This is a genomic window from Acidianus infernus (assembly GCF_009729545.1).
In the GTDB taxonomy this organism is placed as follows: Archaea; Thermoproteota; Thermoprotei_A; order Sulfolobales; family Sulfolobaceae; genus Acidianus; species Acidianus infernus.
In genome coordinates this window covers 338,064-355,601 of sequence record NZ_WFIY01000004.1, presented here as the reverse complement: position 1 = coordinate 355,601, position 17,538 = coordinate 338,064, and the positions used below count along the sequence as shown (strand labels likewise).

General features: G+C 33.4%; 19 protein-coding genes. 4 read left to right on the top strand and 15 right to left on the bottom strand.

From position 1 onward, the window contains the following. Nucleotides 1–13 precede the first annotated feature (13 nt). Entirely contained in the window at nucleotides 14–649 is a 636-nt protein-coding gene (locus D1867_RS02170) for a superoxide dismutase (RefSeq protein ID WP_155862615.1), read from the bottom strand. Between the two features lie 188 nt (nucleotides 650–837). On the opposite strand from D1867_RS02170, the gene D1867_RS02165 reads away from it, so the two are divergent. Beyond that, nucleotides 838–2,694: a hypothetical protein gene (locus D1867_RS02165; protein ID WP_155862614.1), complete on the top strand. Its 1,857-nt coding sequence runs from the start codon at nucleotides 838–840 to the stop codon at nucleotides 2,692–2,694. On the opposite strand, the gene D1867_RS02160 is transcribed toward D1867_RS02165, so the two are convergent. From D1867_RS02160 to D1867_RS02145, 4 genes are read right to left on the bottom strand one after another with little or no spacing between them, the layout of a single operon-like run. After that, nucleotides 2,686–2,904, bottom strand: coding sequence for a sulfurtransferase TusA family protein (locus D1867_RS02160; RefSeq protein WP_155862613.1), 219 nt, complete (start codon nucleotides 2,902–2,904; stop codon nucleotides 2,686–2,688). The two genes, D1867_RS02165 and D1867_RS02160, sit on opposite strands and share 9 nt — an antisense overlap. Nucleotides 2,905–2,938: 34 nt before the next feature. Beyond that, nucleotides 2,939–3,721, bottom strand: coding sequence for a thioredoxin family protein (locus tag D1867_RS02155; RefSeq protein WP_155862612.1), 783 nt, complete (start codon nucleotides 3,719–3,721; stop codon nucleotides 2,939–2,941). A gap of 2 nt (nucleotides 3,722–3,723) precedes the next feature. Continuing rightward, nucleotides 3,724–5,340 carry a helicase C-terminal domain-containing protein gene (locus tag D1867_RS02150; RefSeq protein ID WP_338077927.1) on the bottom strand — a complete coding sequence of 539 codons (1,617 nt, stop codon included), beginning with the start codon at nucleotides 5,338–5,340 and terminating at the stop codon, nucleotides 3,724–3,726. Beyond that, a complete protein-coding gene (locus tag D1867_RS02145; RefSeq protein WP_240872151.1) occupies nucleotides 5,331–5,681 on the bottom strand; it encodes a hypothetical protein in 351 nt (116 codons plus the stop codon). Before D1867_RS02145 ends, D1867_RS02150 begins: the two co-directional genes overlap by 10 nt. Before the next feature lie 47 nt (nucleotides 5,682–5,728). On the opposite strand from D1867_RS02145, the gene thiC reads away from it, so the two are divergent. Together thiC and D1867_RS02135 are read left to right on the top strand one after the other, a co-directional pair. After that, on the top strand, nucleotides 5,729–7,057 hold the full coding sequence (gene thiC, locus D1867_RS02140) for a phosphomethylpyrimidine synthase ThiC (RefSeq protein ID WP_155862611.1): 1,329 nt from the start codon (nucleotides 5,729–5,731) through the stop codon (nucleotides 7,055–7,057). Then, nucleotides 7,023–7,337, top strand: a complete 315-nt coding sequence (locus tag D1867_RS02135; RefSeq protein WP_155862610.1) for a Rieske (2Fe-2S) protein — start codon at nucleotides 7,023–7,025, stop codon at nucleotides 7,335–7,337. Before thiC ends, D1867_RS02135 begins: the two co-directional genes overlap by 35 nt. Here D1867_RS02135 and D1867_RS02130 read toward each other — a convergent pair. The 10 genes from D1867_RS02130 to D1867_RS02085 are packed head-to-tail and all read right to left on the bottom strand — an operon-like array spanning nucleotide 7,334 to nucleotide 16,596. Continuing rightward, nucleotides 7,334–7,966, bottom strand: a complete 633-nt coding sequence (locus D1867_RS02130; RefSeq protein ID WP_155862609.1) for a type I 3-dehydroquinate dehydratase — start codon at nucleotides 7,964–7,966, stop codon at nucleotides 7,334–7,336. The genes D1867_RS02135 and D1867_RS02130 overlap by 4 nt on opposite strands. Beyond that, complete coding sequence (locus tag D1867_RS02125; protein ID WP_155862608.1) at nucleotides 7,963–9,150, bottom strand: 3-phosphoshikimate 1-carboxyvinyltransferase; 1,188 nt, start codon at nucleotides 9,148–9,150, stop codon at nucleotides 7,963–7,965. Before D1867_RS02125 ends, D1867_RS02130 begins: the two co-directional genes overlap by 4 nt. Then, nucleotides 9,131–9,913, bottom strand: coding sequence for a shikimate kinase (locus D1867_RS02120; protein ID WP_155862607.1), 783 nt, complete (start codon nucleotides 9,911–9,913; stop codon nucleotides 9,131–9,133). Before D1867_RS02120 ends, D1867_RS02125 begins: the two co-directional genes overlap by 20 nt. Continuing rightward, nucleotides 9,886–11,058, bottom strand: coding sequence for a chorismate synthase (gene aroC / locus D1867_RS02115; protein WP_155862606.1), 1,173 nt, complete (start codon nucleotides 11,056–11,058; stop codon nucleotides 9,886–9,888). Before aroC ends, D1867_RS02120 begins: the two co-directional genes overlap by 28 nt. Beyond that, nucleotides 11,036–11,827 carry a shikimate dehydrogenase family protein gene (locus tag D1867_RS02110; protein ID WP_155862605.1) on the bottom strand — a complete coding sequence of 264 codons (792 nt, stop codon included), beginning with the start codon at nucleotides 11,825–11,827 and terminating at the stop codon, nucleotides 11,036–11,038. Before D1867_RS02110 ends, aroC begins: the two co-directional genes overlap by 23 nt. Then, complete coding sequence (gene aroB, locus D1867_RS02105; RefSeq protein ID WP_155862604.1) at nucleotides 11,818–12,855, bottom strand: 3-dehydroquinate synthase; 1,038 nt, start codon at nucleotides 12,853–12,855, stop codon at nucleotides 11,818–11,820. Before aroB ends, D1867_RS02110 begins: the two co-directional genes overlap by 10 nt. Next, nucleotides 12,852–13,841, bottom strand: a complete 990-nt coding sequence (aroF, locus tag D1867_RS02100) for a 3-deoxy-7-phosphoheptulonate synthase (RefSeq protein WP_420809285.1) — start codon at nucleotides 13,839–13,841, stop codon at nucleotides 12,852–12,854. Before aroF ends, aroB begins: the two co-directional genes overlap by 4 nt. After that, nucleotides 13,825–14,877, bottom strand: a complete 1,053-nt coding sequence (locus D1867_RS02095) for a chorismate mutase (protein WP_155862602.1) — start codon at nucleotides 14,875–14,877, stop codon at nucleotides 13,825–13,827. Before D1867_RS02095 ends, aroF begins: the two co-directional genes overlap by 17 nt. Further along, a complete protein-coding gene (locus tag D1867_RS02090; protein WP_155862601.1) occupies nucleotides 14,874–15,812 on the bottom strand; it encodes a transketolase family protein in 939 nt (312 codons plus the stop codon). Before D1867_RS02090 ends, D1867_RS02095 begins: the two co-directional genes overlap by 4 nt. Then, complete coding sequence (locus D1867_RS02085; protein WP_155864364.1) at nucleotides 15,781–16,596, bottom strand: transketolase; 816 nt, start codon at nucleotides 16,594–16,596, stop codon at nucleotides 15,781–15,783. The genes D1867_RS02090 and D1867_RS02085 overlap by 32 nt, the downstream gene beginning before the upstream one ends. Nucleotides 16,597–16,660: 64 nt before the next feature. Between D1867_RS02085 and D1867_RS02080 the strand changes: the two genes are divergently transcribed. Next, nucleotides 16,661–17,530 carry a HesA/MoeB/ThiF family protein gene (locus D1867_RS02080; protein ID WP_155862600.1) on the top strand — a complete coding sequence of 290 codons (870 nt, stop codon included), beginning with the start codon at nucleotides 16,661–16,663 and terminating at the stop codon, nucleotides 17,528–17,530. Nucleotides 17,531–17,538 lie beyond the last annotated feature (8 nt).

The following is a 17,538-nucleotide window of genomic DNA, read 5'->3' as shown; positions in this document are numbered from 1 at the left end:
ATGGAAAAAAACTTTACTTTTTCATGTATTGTTGAAGTTTTTTATCAGCAAAATCCCAGTTGACTAAGTTCCACCAGTTATTAACATAATCTGCTCTCTTGTTCTTATATTGTAAGTAATAAGCGTGCTCGAACTCGTCCAAGATTAGTAAAATTGGTAGCTCTGCTATATGGTTTTGGAAGTGATTCTCAAAAGTCATTATTTGTAGATTTCCATTCTCTACCTCGTAATAGAGAACAGTCCAACCAGTACCTGGCAACGAATTTGCCGCCTCGGTAAATAATGCTTTAAATTTCTCAAAACTACCGTATTGCTTCTCTATTAGATCTCCTATTACTCCACCAGGTTTACCTCCACCTTTACCTGCTGGAGCCATGCTCTGCCAATATAATGAGTGTAACTTATGTCCGTTTATATTGAATACCAATCCCCTTAATAGACCTTGTATATCATATTGTCCAGAGGATATTTCACCTTTTAGAATTTTGTTTACCCTGTCAACAAAGGAATTAGCTCCATTAACATAACCTTTATGATGGCCATTATAGTGCACATCTATTATTTCTTTACTTATGTATGGTTCTAATGCATCTAAATTATAAGGTAGAGGTGGCAATTCATACTTTTTTAAATAAGTTAACGAACTCATAACTATACTTACTTAGTAGTTATTTTTATTTCTTTCTAAGTTGAATCTAGAAGCATATTATATCTCTACTATATTATTGAACTATCGGAAAAATTTTGAATACAATTTTTACCTAAATTTTTAGCTTAAATCATAATTTAGATTCCATATGACTTTATTAATCCTTTCTAAATAATCATTATTTAGAAATGTCAATTAGGTATCCACTTATAAAATTAACCGCAAATTACTGCAACTTGTACGAAAAAATTATATTGATGATACTAAATTCCATTCTAGTCTATATTTTATCATTAAATTTGCATTTCATTTATAACTATAACCTTGAAATTATATCTATAGTTGCAGTCATCTCATTCTTTTTACCAGAGATCGTATCTCCTGCATTAACTATTTTATTTACAATATACTTGGCATATACGGAATTAAATTTAAATCAATTATCTGGAATGATAGAAATTATATCCATAATAATCCTTAATATTTTGGTGCCAATGTTAATTGAGATAAAGTATGGATCAATGCAAGGTTTTATGTCTTCAGAAGCAATAATTGGCTTTCCTATAAGTTCACTATTATTATTATCAGGAATAGCTGAAAAAAGAAATCTGACTGCTAACGTTTTATCTAGTCTACCTCTATTTTTCATAATATTCAATCATTTCGATACAATTTATTCTACTAATGTCCTTTTTATTATTATATTAGGAATCATAAGTTTAATCATCGCATCAATATTATTTAGCTTAAAGCAATTAATTAGTATATCAGGAATCATATTTAGTTTTATTGGATTATCTACATTACTTTATCTAACGCCATTACCTCATCCTATTCCTTTAAATCTTATTTACACAATAATTGTTGCCGCCATTGTTAATGCCATTTTTACTGGATTTTATGAGTTAAAAATAAGAAAACAGATGAAAGAGAAAATTCAGGAGGAACTATCTTTAATTAAAAAGGAAATAGATAGCAGTATAATAAGTTTAGGAAGGATTAGAAGCTATGCAGAATTGGAAGACAGCTTAAGTAATATAATTGCAGAAGACGAAAAAAGTATACTCGAAATTAGCAAAAAAGCTGATCAATGTAAATCATTAGACTGTATAAATTCTATTTATAATGAGTTTATATCAGCTAAGAAAAATATTGAAGATAAACTTTCACATTACATCTTTGATACCATAATTGAATATAATAATGTAATAAAAGAATTAAAGAAAAATGGAATAATTTTGGAGGAAATAAGCATTCCATCAGAGAAAATTATACTGTCGGAAGATGATATAGACAAAATACAGAAGATTTTATCTACTATTAATAAGAATATATCGTTAGGAGTATCTGAGATTAATTCCATAATAGATTCTATAGAAAAAATATCCGGAATAAAACTAAATAGATTTTACATAACTGAATACTCATCAATAGTAAGTGCCATAGATTATCTAAAAAAGATTAACGTACTCACGTACGTTAATCAATGCATAAGCTACGATAGGGACATATTAACTAAGTTGGAATTTTATGGATTCGAAAATAGAAAACTGGAGATAGCTAGAAAATTAAACGAATATTATGGAAGGGAAATTTTGTTATCTGATATTAAAAATATAGAGAGAGAATCTAATCAGTTACTTATAATAATAAATGAATACTTGAATAATATAAAAAATGAGCTAGAAAAAATTTGGAAAATAAGTAAATTAAATAATATAAAAAATAAAATAGAAGTCATAGATGGCTTAATTAATGAATTAAACAAAGATGATGCAATACTTAAGAAACTTTCTAACGTTCTAACAGCAATTCCTGAGATATCTAATGCAGAGAAGATAATCGAGGAAAAAGATAATATATATGCTTTATTTACAATATTAAGAGAAAATGAAGATATAATTAGAGAAAAATTGAATCAGGAACAATGCATTGAGTTAGAAGAATTAGGAATTAACAGTAACTTAAGTTCCTATGTTATAGAGTATCTAAAAGAAAGGAATATAAATGTAAAATTAGATACTAACAAAATTTGCTTATCTTAATCTCTTTATATTTATTACAACATGATCTTCTCTATCTTCGTAATTGAAGATATATCTTGGAGCATTTCGCAAAAGTTGATGAAGGCATAGGACTCTATCCTTTTCTGCAAGAAGTGTTATTGTTTCTCCAGCTTTCATTGAGACTAAATATTTAGATAGTTCGACAATAAATTCCTCACAAGACTTATTTCTAAGATCTAACTGTTGCATGTGAATTACTTTGTTTCGAAATTTTTAAATGTTACTAAAGTATAGCTTTTCTTTCAACTTCCATACTTTTCAAAGATTTTTGTTCTTTCTCTACTTTCTCCCATAACTGATCATAATTATTTATCATGTACATATAAGCCTTTGAAATTCTCTCCATGGTATCCTTTTCTGATAATGGATGTATTCTTAATCCAACTCTCCCTGTAGATCCTCCTCTAACCATGAGCCAGTGCGCAAAGACTTCTAATGGATATTTTGCCTTAATTTGCTCTAATGAGAGCTTTGAACCATAGAGCCAATAGATCTCCCTAACAAAGTTCGAGGAAATATTTCTTAGCATTTTATCTTCCCATTTCTTTACATACTCTAACCCATTTTTTATCATTAAATTTCTCAAATAGTTATACAACTCTTCTGCGTCCTCTGAAAATACTAGACCCGTTACTGCCATTACGAAATCTTTTTGAGCCATGAAGGAGTCGAAATCTAAATTCACGTAAAGCCATGCTGTAGCAGCGAAGGAATCAACTATTCCATACATTAGCTTGTCCACTAATTCATCCTTATTTATTTTCTTTATTACCTTCTCTCCTTGAAGTAGCTTCTCAAATTCTTGAAAATCTACTGTACCAGCATAAACTAGTTTTCCATCTATAAAAACTGAAGGTGTTGAAATTACTCCTCTTTCTAATGCTAAGAAAGGATAAAGTTCTGTATCTATTATTTGAACTCTTCCTAGTAATCCTTTTTGATCTAAATACTCTAAAAGTAGATTACATTCCGTGCAATTTTTGTGAGTAAAAATTTCCACTTTCATGGTTATAGCTTAATCTTTTTGGGATTTAAACAATTAATCTTTGTTTTCCACATTATGCTGTCATATCTCTTATCCAATAACCAAACATTTGCCTTATCATTTACACTTCTAATTGCCCTACCTATTGCTTGTTTTACAGCTATAAGTGCTGTAGTATTTATAAGCAAATCCTTAACGTCCTGCCCTGTAATTTTTGAAATCTCCTCAGCCTGCAATTTAAGGTAATCGTCAACTGCAGGATAAGGTATTCCTACTAGTACTACGTCTGAAATTAAACTTTTACCGTCCTTAGTAAGTTCAATTCCTTCGGAAAGCTTACCTCTTGCTACTGCGGCAATAATAGACTTCTCTTTCAGTTTATATACATCTTCGAGACTTGTTTTTTCGTCTTCCACAAGTTTTGGTAGATTAACTAACTTCATGACTTCATTCATTAATGAATAGCTAGGGAATACAGCTAATACGTAGCCTTTCGCTTGATAAAATATTTTTAAAATATACGAAGCGTACTTCTTCCACATTTCTTTAGTTCTTAAACTATAAGCAGAGGTTACATCAAGAGCCAGAATGCAATCTATAGTACCACTTAATTTTTTCTTCATTTCTTTTTCAGTATCTATATATTCTATCTGCCTAGTTATTCCAAGTACATTACGTAAGAATTCTTTTGATTGCAAAGTTCCAGACATTAAAATTACGGAAAGGCTTGGATCATTAAGTATTGAAATGTACTTTTCTGGCGTTATAGGCTTTTTTATTAAACTTCCTTTGTAAGAAAATACCTTACCCTCAGTTTCATAGAATTTTATTATATTATTCAAATAAATCTGTTTTATTCGCTTTTCTTTTATCATTTTTTCCCTTAAAGCTTCGTACTCCTCTTTTATTATTTCTAGCTCATCATCTGTAAGCTTAGGGTAGTCTTGTACTAGAATGTATTTTTCCTCAGGTAACGCTTTCTTCTTAACTTCCTCTTTTAATCTTCTTAATATCTCTATTACAGTAGTATTTGATACTTGCGAAATTGCTCTATCAATTATTGTTAAATTCAATTTTCGCTCTTCAAGCTCATTTAATCTATCTAAATTGTGAGCTTCGTCTACAACTACAACATATTGTGAAAAATCTAACCCTAACGCTTCCCTTAATCTAGGTATGAAAAAATATGGGTAAGTAAGAACTATTACGTCAGAATTGGATAAAGAATCTAGTAATGAATAATATGGACAAAATCCCTCATCTTCTCCTTCTTTCTTTAGCTTTGAAAGAAAAGAAAAAGGATAATCGTCGACCTTTATTGGAATACTAGAAAATATATCACAGCTTGAGCATTTTATATCTTCTGGATTTACATCAGCAGTAGAAAATGGGCAAGCAAGCGCTTTACTTACTAGAAATGAAAAACTCTTCCCTAGCCTCTTACTTTCTCTATATACTGGATAGTATTCGTTATGCGTTCTTACAATGTAAGCTACCTTACCCTTAAGTTCGACACCAACAATCAAAGAAAACAGCGTTTTACCACTACCAGTGGGAGAATTTAAAGCAACTAAAAATCCTCTTTTCAATGAATCTAAAACTTTGTCTTTTAATTTTATTTGCCAATCTCTTAAATCCACTCTTCGTTCTTGACTATAATTTCGTCAAGCATTATATATGTTACGAAGTCTTTACTAGCTATTGAAAGTACGTCCTTTGCTTTTCCTCTTATTTTAATTGTCTGCATAAAATTGAAAACTCTTTCAACCTTCACATTCTCGAGGGACTTTAATACATCCTCTGATGGCGGAACATTTAAAATAACTGTAGCTTCTACTTCAGTACTTGGAGAACTTTGTGCAATCTCAACAATTCTATAATCAATTTTTGATCTACTAATTTCCTTAATTTCTGACGTATATTTCACCTCTATATATGTATATACTGTTTTAACATTATAAATTCTTATCTCTTCATACATGATGTAACACCGTAAGGATTATAAGTGACTTATTAAGTGACTTATATATGGCAACTCAAATTTCTGAAGCCAAAAGCGGAAACGTTACAGAGGAAATGAAAATCATTGCCAAACTTGAAGGAGAAAGCCCAGAAAAAATAAGGGATAGAGTAGCTAAAGGGAGAGTAGTAATTTTCAAAAATATTGTGAGACAAAATTTAGAAAGATATACTGCAATAGGAGAAGGCTTATTTACTAAAGTTAATGTTAATCTAGGCGCATCGACAGATCACTACGACGAAAATGAAGAGTTAGAAAAAGTTGAAATAGCTAATAAATTCGGTGCCGATACAATAATGGATTTAACTGACGGAGGAGACATAGACGGAATGAGAAGGAAAGTATTAGCAAAAGCAAAAATGCCAGTAGGTACAGTACCAATTTACCAGCTTTACTACGAAATGGTTACAAAAAGAAAGTATGTTATTGATTTTACTGAAGACGATTTGTTTAACGTTATTGAAAAGCACTTTAAAGATGGAGTAGACTTTGTAACTGTACATACTGGAGTAACTTTAGATTTAGCGAAGAAAGCTGCTGAGCAAAAAAGAACTGCGGGAATAGTAAGCAGAGGAGGAACCATATTAGCTGCATGGGAAATATATAATGAAAAAGAAAATCCTCTCTATGCGAATTTTGATTATCTCTTAGAATTAGCGAAAGAATATGACGTTGTATTAAGTCTAGGAGATGCATTAAGGCCCGGAGGAATAGACGATGCACATGATGAGCTCCACGTAGGAGAATTATTAGTTAATGCTAGGCTAGCTAAGAAAGCAATAGAGAAAGGAGTTCAGGTAATGATTGAAGGACCAGGACATATGCCATTAGATCAGATAGAAATGGACATAAAGCTTGAAAAACAATTAACTGGAGGAGTTCCTTATTACGTACTTGGGATACTACCTACAGATATAGCTGCAGGATATGATCATATAGCTGGAGCTATAGGTGGCGCGTTAGCTGCTGCGTATGGAGCAGACATGTTATGTTATTTAACTCCTGCAGAACATCTTTCCTTGCCTACTCCTGAGCAAGTAAAAGATGGTTTAATAGCGTTTAAAATTGCAGCTCATACTGGAGATATAATAAAACTAGGAGAAAAAGCCAGAAAATTGGATACAGAAATGAGTAAAGCCAGAGCTTCTCTTAATTGGCAAAAGATGTTCTCTTTAACTTTCGATGAAGAAAGGGCTAGAAGGATATATAGGCAATACAAGAAATTCGAAGCAGGATCTTGTACAATGTGCGGGGACCTTTGCGTTTATTTAGTTCTACCGAGAGCCTTAAATAAGAAGAGATATGCAAATCAAAAAGCCTCAACTGAAAATAGGTGAGAAGACTAAAATAAAAGCTAATATAAATGGAGAAGATAAGGAGATAGTATTGTTATATTTAGGTGGAGATAAATATATAGCTTTTGATGCGTACTGTCCACATCTGGGTTGTGATTTAGAAAAGTATGGTGTTCTAATTAGAGAAGAAATTGTTTGCCAATGTCACTTTTCACATTTTTCAATAAAGGATGGAAAACCTACTAAAGGAGCTTCTAAAAAACCTCTTAAGATTTATCAAGTAAAAGTGAGTAAAAACGGCGAGCTGATAATAGAAGGCTAATCATATAAGCAAGAAATAATCTTGAAGGCCTTGGAGTAATGCATCTGACCTGGAGCAGTCTGCGTCTCAACGAAAGTGTAGATTAACCGTGAACCAAGAATACCTAGTGCTATTCTTTCCAATGGATCTACACCCATTGGCAAAACTATAATTTTATCAAATTTCAAAAGTTTAGTTAATAGTTCCTTATATTCTCCTTTTCCAATAGTAGCTATTTTTATAAAAAGTGCATCTTGACTATATTTTTTAATTATTTTCTCTACTTCTTCATATTTTGGTAATTCATTAAAGTAATGAGCGGAAACAATTTTACCTTTAAATGGTACGTCAAATCTCTCTAAAAATGAAGCCTCTACATCATAAATGAAGCCTTCTAAGTCGGCTTCTTGTAAGTACTTAGCTTTCTCACTGTCTGCAATTTTATATACTCCTCCCTCATTGACGTCTCTAATTGTTAAAATTAGCTTTTCTTTCAAATCGCCTAAGATTTCCTTTATTTTTTCAAGACTAATTAACTTTTGGGAGTAATCAAGTCTTAACTCAATCATGTCTGCTTCTTTAATATTCCTAGCCTTAAGTAAGTCATCTTCTTTATAAATAGGTAAAGAGGCTACTATTAACGGTCTCATTCTAGAGATATTTTTCCTCCTAGTTTTATTAAATCTTGCCAAAAGAAAGGATTACTCTTTTTTACACACTCTGCATCGTCAACTTCTCCTCCGTTTATTAGTGAAAGTACTCCGGCCATCATAGCTATCCTATGATCGGAAGGGCATGTAATACTCCCTTTAAGAATTTTTTCCTTTCTTACGCCCTTAATTGTAATACTATCGTTTACATATTTTGCATTAACCCCAAATGCACTTAAGGTAGAAATTATAGTAGAAACCCTATCGCTTTCCTTTATTCTAAGCCTTTCAATTCCTTGTATTTCGGAACATCCGTTAGCTACAGATGATAGCGTAGCAATTGAAACAGCTAAATCAGGAACGTCATTAACGTTTATTTTTATCGGATAATATTCATCAGTGGATTCCACAATCCAAGAACTTGAATAATAACTTTTTGCACCCATATTAGAAAATATTTCTACAATATTATGATCTCCGAAATACTTTGGAGGATCATAAAGGCCAAATATCTCTATTCTTCCCCCAGTTAGTAATGAGGCCAATGCATAAAATGATGCCAATGCATAATCCCCTGGTATTTCTCCTTCATAACCTCTTAGAGGTCTAGGATTAATTAAAATCTCATTCCCCTCAAATTTAACATCAGAACCAATTCTATTAAAGAGATCAATCGTCATTTCTATATAACTCTTTGAAGATATTGGAGGTATTATTCTAATTTTACCCCCTCCTATTATATGATATGCATAAATTAGCCCAGAAATGTATTGACTACTTTCCCAACCTTCTATTACTGTTTCTTCTTCTAATTTACCTTCTATTGTGAGAGGTAAGGAATTTGATGAAAATTTTGCCGACCTTAATGCCTTAATAATAGCATTTAATGGCCTCCTCCTAAGGGTCTCATCTCCGTCAATTTTTATTTTCTTACCTAAAGCTAACGCAATTGGTATTAGCATCCTTAATGTGGTTGCAGAGCCTCCTAAATATACGTAATCTCCACCATTTTTTAAGGTATTCACGGCATTTTTAGCTACTAAAATGTCATCTGATAACTCTTGGCTTGTATATAAATTAACCTTTGTTAATAAAGAAAGAAATATTAATCTAATTCCAAGACTTTTTGATGGAGGTGCCCTTATCTTACCTTCTATGTAAGATCTACTTATCTTCGCTATCAAGCCCGACAGCCTTTGTTAATATTACTTTACCGTAAAGGTTAAATTCATCTATTATTGGCCCTTCTTCACCTTCTTTTGTAACAGCAAATATTGAAGGTCCATTACCAGATATTCCAGAAGCTAATGCCCCTTTCTCTAAAGCTTTTTTCACTGGTGTTAAATCATAACCTAGAATTTCACCAACTAGTATACCATTGTATTTCATTGCAGTTATTGGATCTGATAACGATAACTTAAAAATTTCATAGAAAATTAGCTCGTAGCTCCTTAACTTATTTAAATTAACTTTACCTCTTCCTCCTTTTGGCAATATGATTATTGAAATATCTAAAGGCGGATTGGATTTTTTAATAATTTTAAATTCCTTATTATATGTGTAAGAAATTCCTCCATAATATGCAGAAACAGCATCATCTAAGGCTCCAGTGTAAGAAACTCCTGCCAATATTGATAGTATTGCAGAATACTTAACTACATCTATATTTAAACCAAATTTTCTCTTGACTTCACCAATCAACGCTGTAGAAACTGCACTACTGCTTTTTAATCCACTTTCTTGAGGAATCTCAGAGCTTATTTTGACGTCGAAATCTTCTAAATTGAACTTTTCCTTAAGATACGTTATGATGGTGGAAATTAACTTACTTCCTCCATTATATTTACCTTTAGTAATTTCCACATTTACTTTCAAATTTACTGCCATTGATGATCCATACCAAGAAGGTATGGCATTAACTATTGAGACCCCTCCGTAGGCCTGCATGTGTTAATATACCTCTTCCAATTTTCTTCAATGATAGAGACTTGCTTATCGTCTAGTCTAACTTGAGGAATTATTCCAGCTCTTATTGCATGATCTACCAAAACTAATGCTACCATTGCTTCTACTACCGCAACTCCCCTAATTGCTACTGCAGGGTCATGTCTACCTATAACTGAAATTTCCGTCTCCTTCATAGTCCTCAAATCTATAGTTTTTTGAGGCTTCCTTATTGATGATGTAGGCTTAAATGCACATCTTAAAATTATTTGCTCACCATTTGTTAAACCTCCCAAGATTCCGCCAGCGTTGTTATATTTCCAACCAAGTTTACCGTCTTTTAATATTATCTCATCATTGGCCTCACTACCTCTCATATGTGCGGCCTTAAATCCTAAACCGTATTCGAAACCAACTACTGCAGGAATTGACATTACTGCCTTAGCCAAATCAGCTTTTATTTTGTCAAATACTGGTTCCCCAAGGCCTATGGGTGGATTATTTACAACTATTTCCGCAACTCCGCCATAGCTATCTCCTTCTTTTGTCGCTTCCATAAGCAATTTCTCATATTTTTCTTCTAAGGATTTTTTACTTGCCCTAACTGGGCTATATTTAGAACAAAGAATATCCTCAAAAGATACTTTCTCTTCTAGTTCAACGTTTCCTAGACTAACTAAATGACCTGCTATTACGGTATTAGTAAGCATTAAAAGCTTCTTTGCTATAGCTCCTGCGGCAACTCTTGTGGCAGTTTCCCTTGCACTAGCTCTACCACCGCCTCTATAATCCCAATTTTCAAAGCCGTATTTCATAATGTAAGGAAGATCTGCATGCCCTGGCCTTGGTTTGTAATGAACTTCTTCATATAGAGAAGATATAACGTCAGTATTCCTTATTATTATTGCTACTGGAGCTCCAGTTGTCCTTCCGTTATAGATTCCACTGATGATCTCTGGTTCGTCCTTTTCCCTTCTGCCCGACACAAAAAGTTTTCCTGGCCTTCTAAACGATAATTCAAATTCAATATCTTCCTTGCTTAAAGGCAGGCCTGCAGGAATTCCATCTATTACGACTCCTATTGCAGGACCGTGACTTTCTCCAAAAGTTGTTATAGTTAATGCTTTACCTAACGAGTTCCCTGGCATATAGAAAATCCACCACTTCTTTGTCATTTAAAGACTTTCCAAACCAAATCTTTTGTGCCTCTAAAGCTTGTCTTACTAAAATTTCCAAGCCGTTTATTACTCTTAATCCCTTCTCAGAAGCTTTAATTAGAAACTCAGTATTTAAAGGAGAATAAACAAATTCAATTGCTAATTTTCCTTTAATGCATTCATCAGGAATATAAGAAGGATTAGGCGTTGAATTAACTACTGCATCATAGCTGAAGTTGCATGATTCAACAACTTTAGCGTAATAGCCTTTTTCAGTTAATCTATCAACTAACTCTTGAGCCTTATCTCTAGTTCTATTAATTATGAAAATTTCAGAACCTAATGAGCTTAAAGCGAATGATGCGGCTTTAGCTGCACCGCCTGCGCCGAATATTAGGCTTTTCTCGATTTTTTCTCCTTTTTCTAAAACTAAACTTTTAACAGCCAAATAATCTGTATTAAACCCTTTCTTCCTAAATATTGTATTTACTGCTCCGATTTCTTCCGCTTCTTTGCTTAATCCTTCAAGTAATGGAATTATCTTCTCTTTATAGGGTATTGTAACGTTAAATCCTTCTCCGACCTCAAGTAAGCCTTTTACTATCAAGTCAAATTTTTCCTCTTCTTGAATATCAAACGCTAGATAAACTGCATTTATTCCCAACTTTTCAAAAGAGTAGTTATGTATAGCAGGAGACAGCGTATAAGAAATTTTCTTACCTATTATTCCGAAAAGTTTTGTTGAATAATCTATAAACATTGCGAGGCAAACCCTTTAACTGTCTGTATAGGAACTTTAACTACTTTATAATCCCCTATCCTTGTAGGAAATGGCATCAAAATCTCATCATTTCTGATTTTTTTATCCTTCTCTATTGAAGCCAAAGCTAGTTCTTTAGAGTACTTAGAAGGAAGTTTTTCTGGAGTTATTGGTAAACCGTATAGGCTAAGTATCCATAAAGTGTCCTCTACAACTCCTTCTTCAGAATAGCCCATTTCTTCAGCAATTTTAGCTTCACAGACCATCCCTACAGATATTGCGTATCCATGAGGTATAGTAAAATTAGACCCGGCTTCTATCGCATGACCTATAGTGTGCCCAAAGTTTAAAACCACTCTAATTCCTTTAGTTTCTCTTTCGTCCTCTTTTACTACCGCCAGTTTATCTTTAATTGACTTGTAAATTATTTCCTCAAGGGCTCCCTCATCTTTCTCCAAGATTTTCTTATCATTCATTGCAAGATAATCATAAAGTTCCTTATCTAATACTAGACCGTATTTTATCACTTCGGCAAGACCTTTTCTAATCTCTTCTTCAGGAAGAGTTTTAATAAAATTTAAATCTACGACAATTGCCGAAGGTTGATAAAAAGTTCCTAAAATGTTTTTTGCGTTGCCAAAATTAACTCCATTTTTACCCCCAATCGCGGCATCAACCATTCCCAATAGTGTTGTAGGAATATTAATTAAATTAAGGCCACGCATATATATTGAAGAAACAAAACCTACTAGATCTAAAACGGTGCCCCCTCCTATAGCTATGACGTAATCTCCTCTGTTAAACCCATTATCATAAAGTACTTTTACTAAATCTAAAACGTTACTCACATCTTTAGCTTTTTCTCCATCTTCTATGGGTATATTAAGATCTCCTTTGTAGTCTATGCTCAAGTTCTTTGAATAAAATATTGCTTTCTTACCTTGGAGAGAATCTAAAAAATCCTTATAACTAGCATTTACAAGAACATCTACTTTAGAACAGCATATATCCTCAGAAATTTTCCTCATGCAGATCTACCCAATGCGTTCGCCAATGCTTTAATTCTGTTCATCAATACCTCAAAAGATTCTGGAGTTAATTGCTGCTCAGAATCGCTAAGCGCTTTTTCCGGATTAGGATGAACTTCTATAATTAACATGTCCGCGCCAGCGGCTACTGATGCTAAGGCTAAAGAATGAACTAACTCCCTTTTACCTGCTGGATGACTAGGGTCTGCGCACATTGGCAAATGAGTCATCATCTTCGCTGCAACCATACCGCCTATATCCAACGTGAATCTAGTAGCTTTCTCAAATGTTCTTATTCCCCTTTCACAAAGTACAACATTACCGTTACCTTCTGATAGTAAATATTCGGCACTTTGCAACCATTCTTCCACAGTATTTGCCATACCTCTCTTTAATAAAACAGGTTTACCAAATTTTCCTACCTCCTTAAGTAATGTAAAGTTTTGAGCGTTTCTAGCACCTATTTGTAACATATCTATATCGTACTGTTTGAACAAAGGCAAATCTCTTGCATCCATTATTTCTGTAACTATAGGTAATCCTACCTCATCACTAACTTTCCTCAAGATTTTTAGCCCACCTTCTCCTAAGCCTTGAAAAGAGTAAGGACTAGTCCTAGGTTTAAACGCTCCTCCTCTTAATAAAGATGCTCCAGCTCTCCTGACTGCTTTGGCTACTGTCTCAACTTGCTCCTCCGACTCTACTGCGCAAGGACCCGCAGCAACTACTATTTTCTCTCCTCCTATTTCAACGTCTTTTACACTAACTTTTGTTGGCTCTTTTTTCCACTCATTGCTTGCTAAAATGTAAGGTTTCTTCGTTTTAACTTTCATTTCTATACTATCATCATTAATTTTTTCAGCTTCCTCGTCTGGCCATACTAATGCGAGTTTCTTTCCGTATAAGTCTAGAAATTTATATGAGGCTGAACTTTCCTTAATCTTCTCCCTTAAGGTTGAACTATCGTTCCTAAGAATGAAGAGCATCATTTTTCTTCCCCATTAATTGGGTGTATAGGTTATTTAATTCTCTTACTCCAAATTCTCTTGCCTTATCAGCATAAGGATTGTTCTCTTGAATTTCTAATATAACATTTTTAATTTCATATATCCTATTAATAATTTTATATATCTCTCTAAAATTGGTAGTTTCGAATTTTTTAAAATCTATTCCAAGTTCTTTTGAAAGCTCTTGAATGCTAGAGGATAAGGCCAACAAGTAAAAATGAGGTAAAACTTGGACTATGCTCATTGCCTTTTCATGGTCTTCTAAGTTAGAAATTAAAGGAACAAGACCGTTATCCATAAAAAACTCATAAATATCTCTCACAATAGAAGTAGAAGTCTTAGATGGAATTAAAACAACTTTTTCCCCTACTGGATATAAGTAAGGACCAAAAAGAGGATGAATAGATATATACATAAAATTATATTTTATTGACTTATTTTCTATATCTTTAAAAATTTTGGCTTTAGATGAAGTTATATCCATAAAAATTTTGGCTTTAATTTTTTTATATGTCTCATCCATAAAATCTGAAAAATATGCCGATGGAGGTAATGTAGAAATTATAATTTCTCCCCACTTTAAAGCAGAATCAATGTTCATTGTCACGAAGTTAAACTCAGAGGACAAAGCCTCAGCTTTTTTAAGATCTCTACCAGTTATAACTACTTCTTGTCCAGATATTTTGAAAAGTGACGATAAAGATCTAGCCATACCGCCATAGCCGATAATTACAATTCTCCTCTTAGATTTGGGATTTATTTGATATAATTTGGAATAGGAAAAAATCATTGTTAAAAACGATTCAACGAAAGATTCTGGAATACCATATTTTCTAGCTAAAGTTATCCATTTTTCCTTAACTTTAGATTCCCTATTCTCATCAGTTATTGGAATTCCTTTTTCCTTTTTTATCTTCCCAATTTGTTGTGAAATTTGAAACCTTCTAGATAATAGTTTTATTATATTTTCGTCTATCTCTTCTATTTCTTTCCTTAAATCTTCAAGCCCACTCATTTCATCAACTCTAAAGCCTTCTTAATAATATTTTCAGCATTTATGCCATAATAATCCAATAATTCTCTTTGACTCCTAGCAGACCTACCAAAAGTAATGCTTCCAATAAACCTCATAGGTACTGGATATTTTTGCACCACAACTTCAGCTATCGCTGAACCTACTCCGCCATATATTGTGTGTTCCTCCACTGTGACTATTCTACCTGTCTTCCTTGCATAATACTCTATCGTATTCTCATCAATAGGCTTAATCGTTGGAACATTAATTACTGCAGTAGAAATTCCCATCTTTTCGAGCTCCTCTGCAGCCTTTAAAGCATCCCATAATACTACTCCTGCTCCCATTATAGCTAAATCGTCACCATCTTTTAATACGTAAGCTTTGCCTATCTCAAATTTATAGTCCATACCAGTAGTTATTGATGGAGAATATTCTCTTCCCATTCTATAATATATAGGCCCTTGTTCCTTGATAATAACTGGAAGACTTCTCTCGACTTCTGCTGCGTCTGCTGGAACTACAACTTTAAAATTAGGTATAGTCCTCATTAACGCTATATCCTCTAGAGCTTGATGACTGGATCCATCCCCACTATCACTATAACCAGCATGAGTGACAGTAAACTTAACATTAAGGTTCATTCTTCCAGTAGTGTTTCTTATTTGCTCCCATGCCCTCATTGTAAACATTGCAAAATCCGCAACAACAGGTTTTTTACCAACCGCTGCTAAGCCTGCGGCAAAATTTACCATATCCTGCTCAGAAATACCAACATTAAAGTACCTATCAGGAAACTTTTCTCTAAAATAAGAAGCTCTAGTAGAGTCTCCAACGTCAGCAGTAATTACTACAATATCCTTGTCTTCTTCTCCAAGCTTTACTAACGTTCTTCCAAACGCTTCACGTATTGAGTAGAAACTGCCTTGCAACATCTGGATTCGCCCTCTGTATTTTTGTATTTTCAATTGGAGTGAAACCTTTACCTCTAAGCGTTTTCGCGAAAATTACTGCCGGTTTTCTTGCCTTTAATGCTTCTTCTACAGCATTGATTATGCTTAATATATCATGGCCGTCACATGAAAACGTTCTCCAACCTATAGCCTTATAAACGTCAGGTAAGAAATCCTTTGGTTTTACTTCTGAAGTCCTTGCATCAAGCTGGTAACCATTAACTTCTATGAATGCTATAAGGTTATCAAGATTTCTTGCAACTGCATGTGTTGCCGCTTCCCATACTTCTCCTTCGTCTTGCTCACCATCTCCCATTATTACGAATACTCTGCCGCTACCTTTAGCCATCTTTATGCCGGTAGCGACTCCAATGCCGAAACTTAGCCCTTGACCTAAACTACCAGTAGACATATCAACTCCAGGGATGTAGACTTCAGGATGTCCTTGTAATAAGCCGTCTATTGCTTGAATTTTCCATAATTCTTCTTCCTTAATCAAGCCTTTTTCATGTAGGACTGCATATAACGCTGGCGCTGCATGCCCTTTACTTAGGATTAACCAATCTTTATTTATCTTCTCTTGACCGTCTCTTATATATCTAAATATAAGGGTAGTGAGAATCTCTATACTACTTAAAGAAGACCCTACATGTATAGAGTGGTCGTAAAATTGCATTTTTATAACGTTCCTTCTAGCTCTTTCTGCTATTGCCTTTAATTTATTTAATTCATCTATTGATATTGGAATTCCATCACGCTCACCCATTGGTGTGACATCAAGACCCCTATTAATACCTAAATTCTTATTTAATAAATTTTCATTATTATACATGGATAGGTTTTCTAGGCAACTATTAGCCCTTGGTATAGACGTTCAAGAAAAGATAATGAGCACTAAAGTTCTAATTGTCGGTTGTGGTGCTTTAGGCAGCTCTATTGCAGAACTTTTAGTTAGATTGGGAGTTAAAGAGTTAAAAATTGTAGATGCCGACGTTGTGGAACTGAGTAATCTACATAGAACTCACATCTTTACTGAAAAAGATTTAATGAAACCAAAAGTACTTGCCTGCAAGGAATTCCTTGAAAAAATAAACTCTGAAGTAAAAATTGAGCCTATTTTTGATATAATAGATGAAACTAATGCTGAAAATTTAGTAAAAGACGTAGATGTAGTTTTTGATGGTTTAGATAATATAAATTATAGGCTAATACTTAATGATGCATGTGTAAAATATGAGAAGCCTTTAATTTACGCTGGAATATCGGGAGAATACGGCAATGCTAAACTAGTCATTCCTGGTAAAACTTCCTGTTTAGCTTGTTTTTTACAGCCATCAGATTCAAGAAATGCCTGCGATATCATTGGAACAACTACAGTAGTTCCTAATTTCTTGGCATCAATTCAAGTTCAACTATTCATAAACTACCTAAGAGGATATTCTGAGGATGAACTCGTAATTGCTGATCTAAAAGATCTTCGACTTGATAAGATTAAAATGAAAAGAAATCCACAATGCGAAGCGTGTTCCCTTCATGAATACAAATATTTAAGGCGTATGGATATAAACTGTGGATTAACTAGAGCTGAAAAAGCAGAAGGAGATAGAATATTTTCCTCTAATGGTGTAGAACTATATAAATATAATGGCTCCTATATCATTTGCTATAACCAAAAATGTTTTAAAAAGAGGATAGCGTAAAAATGCGG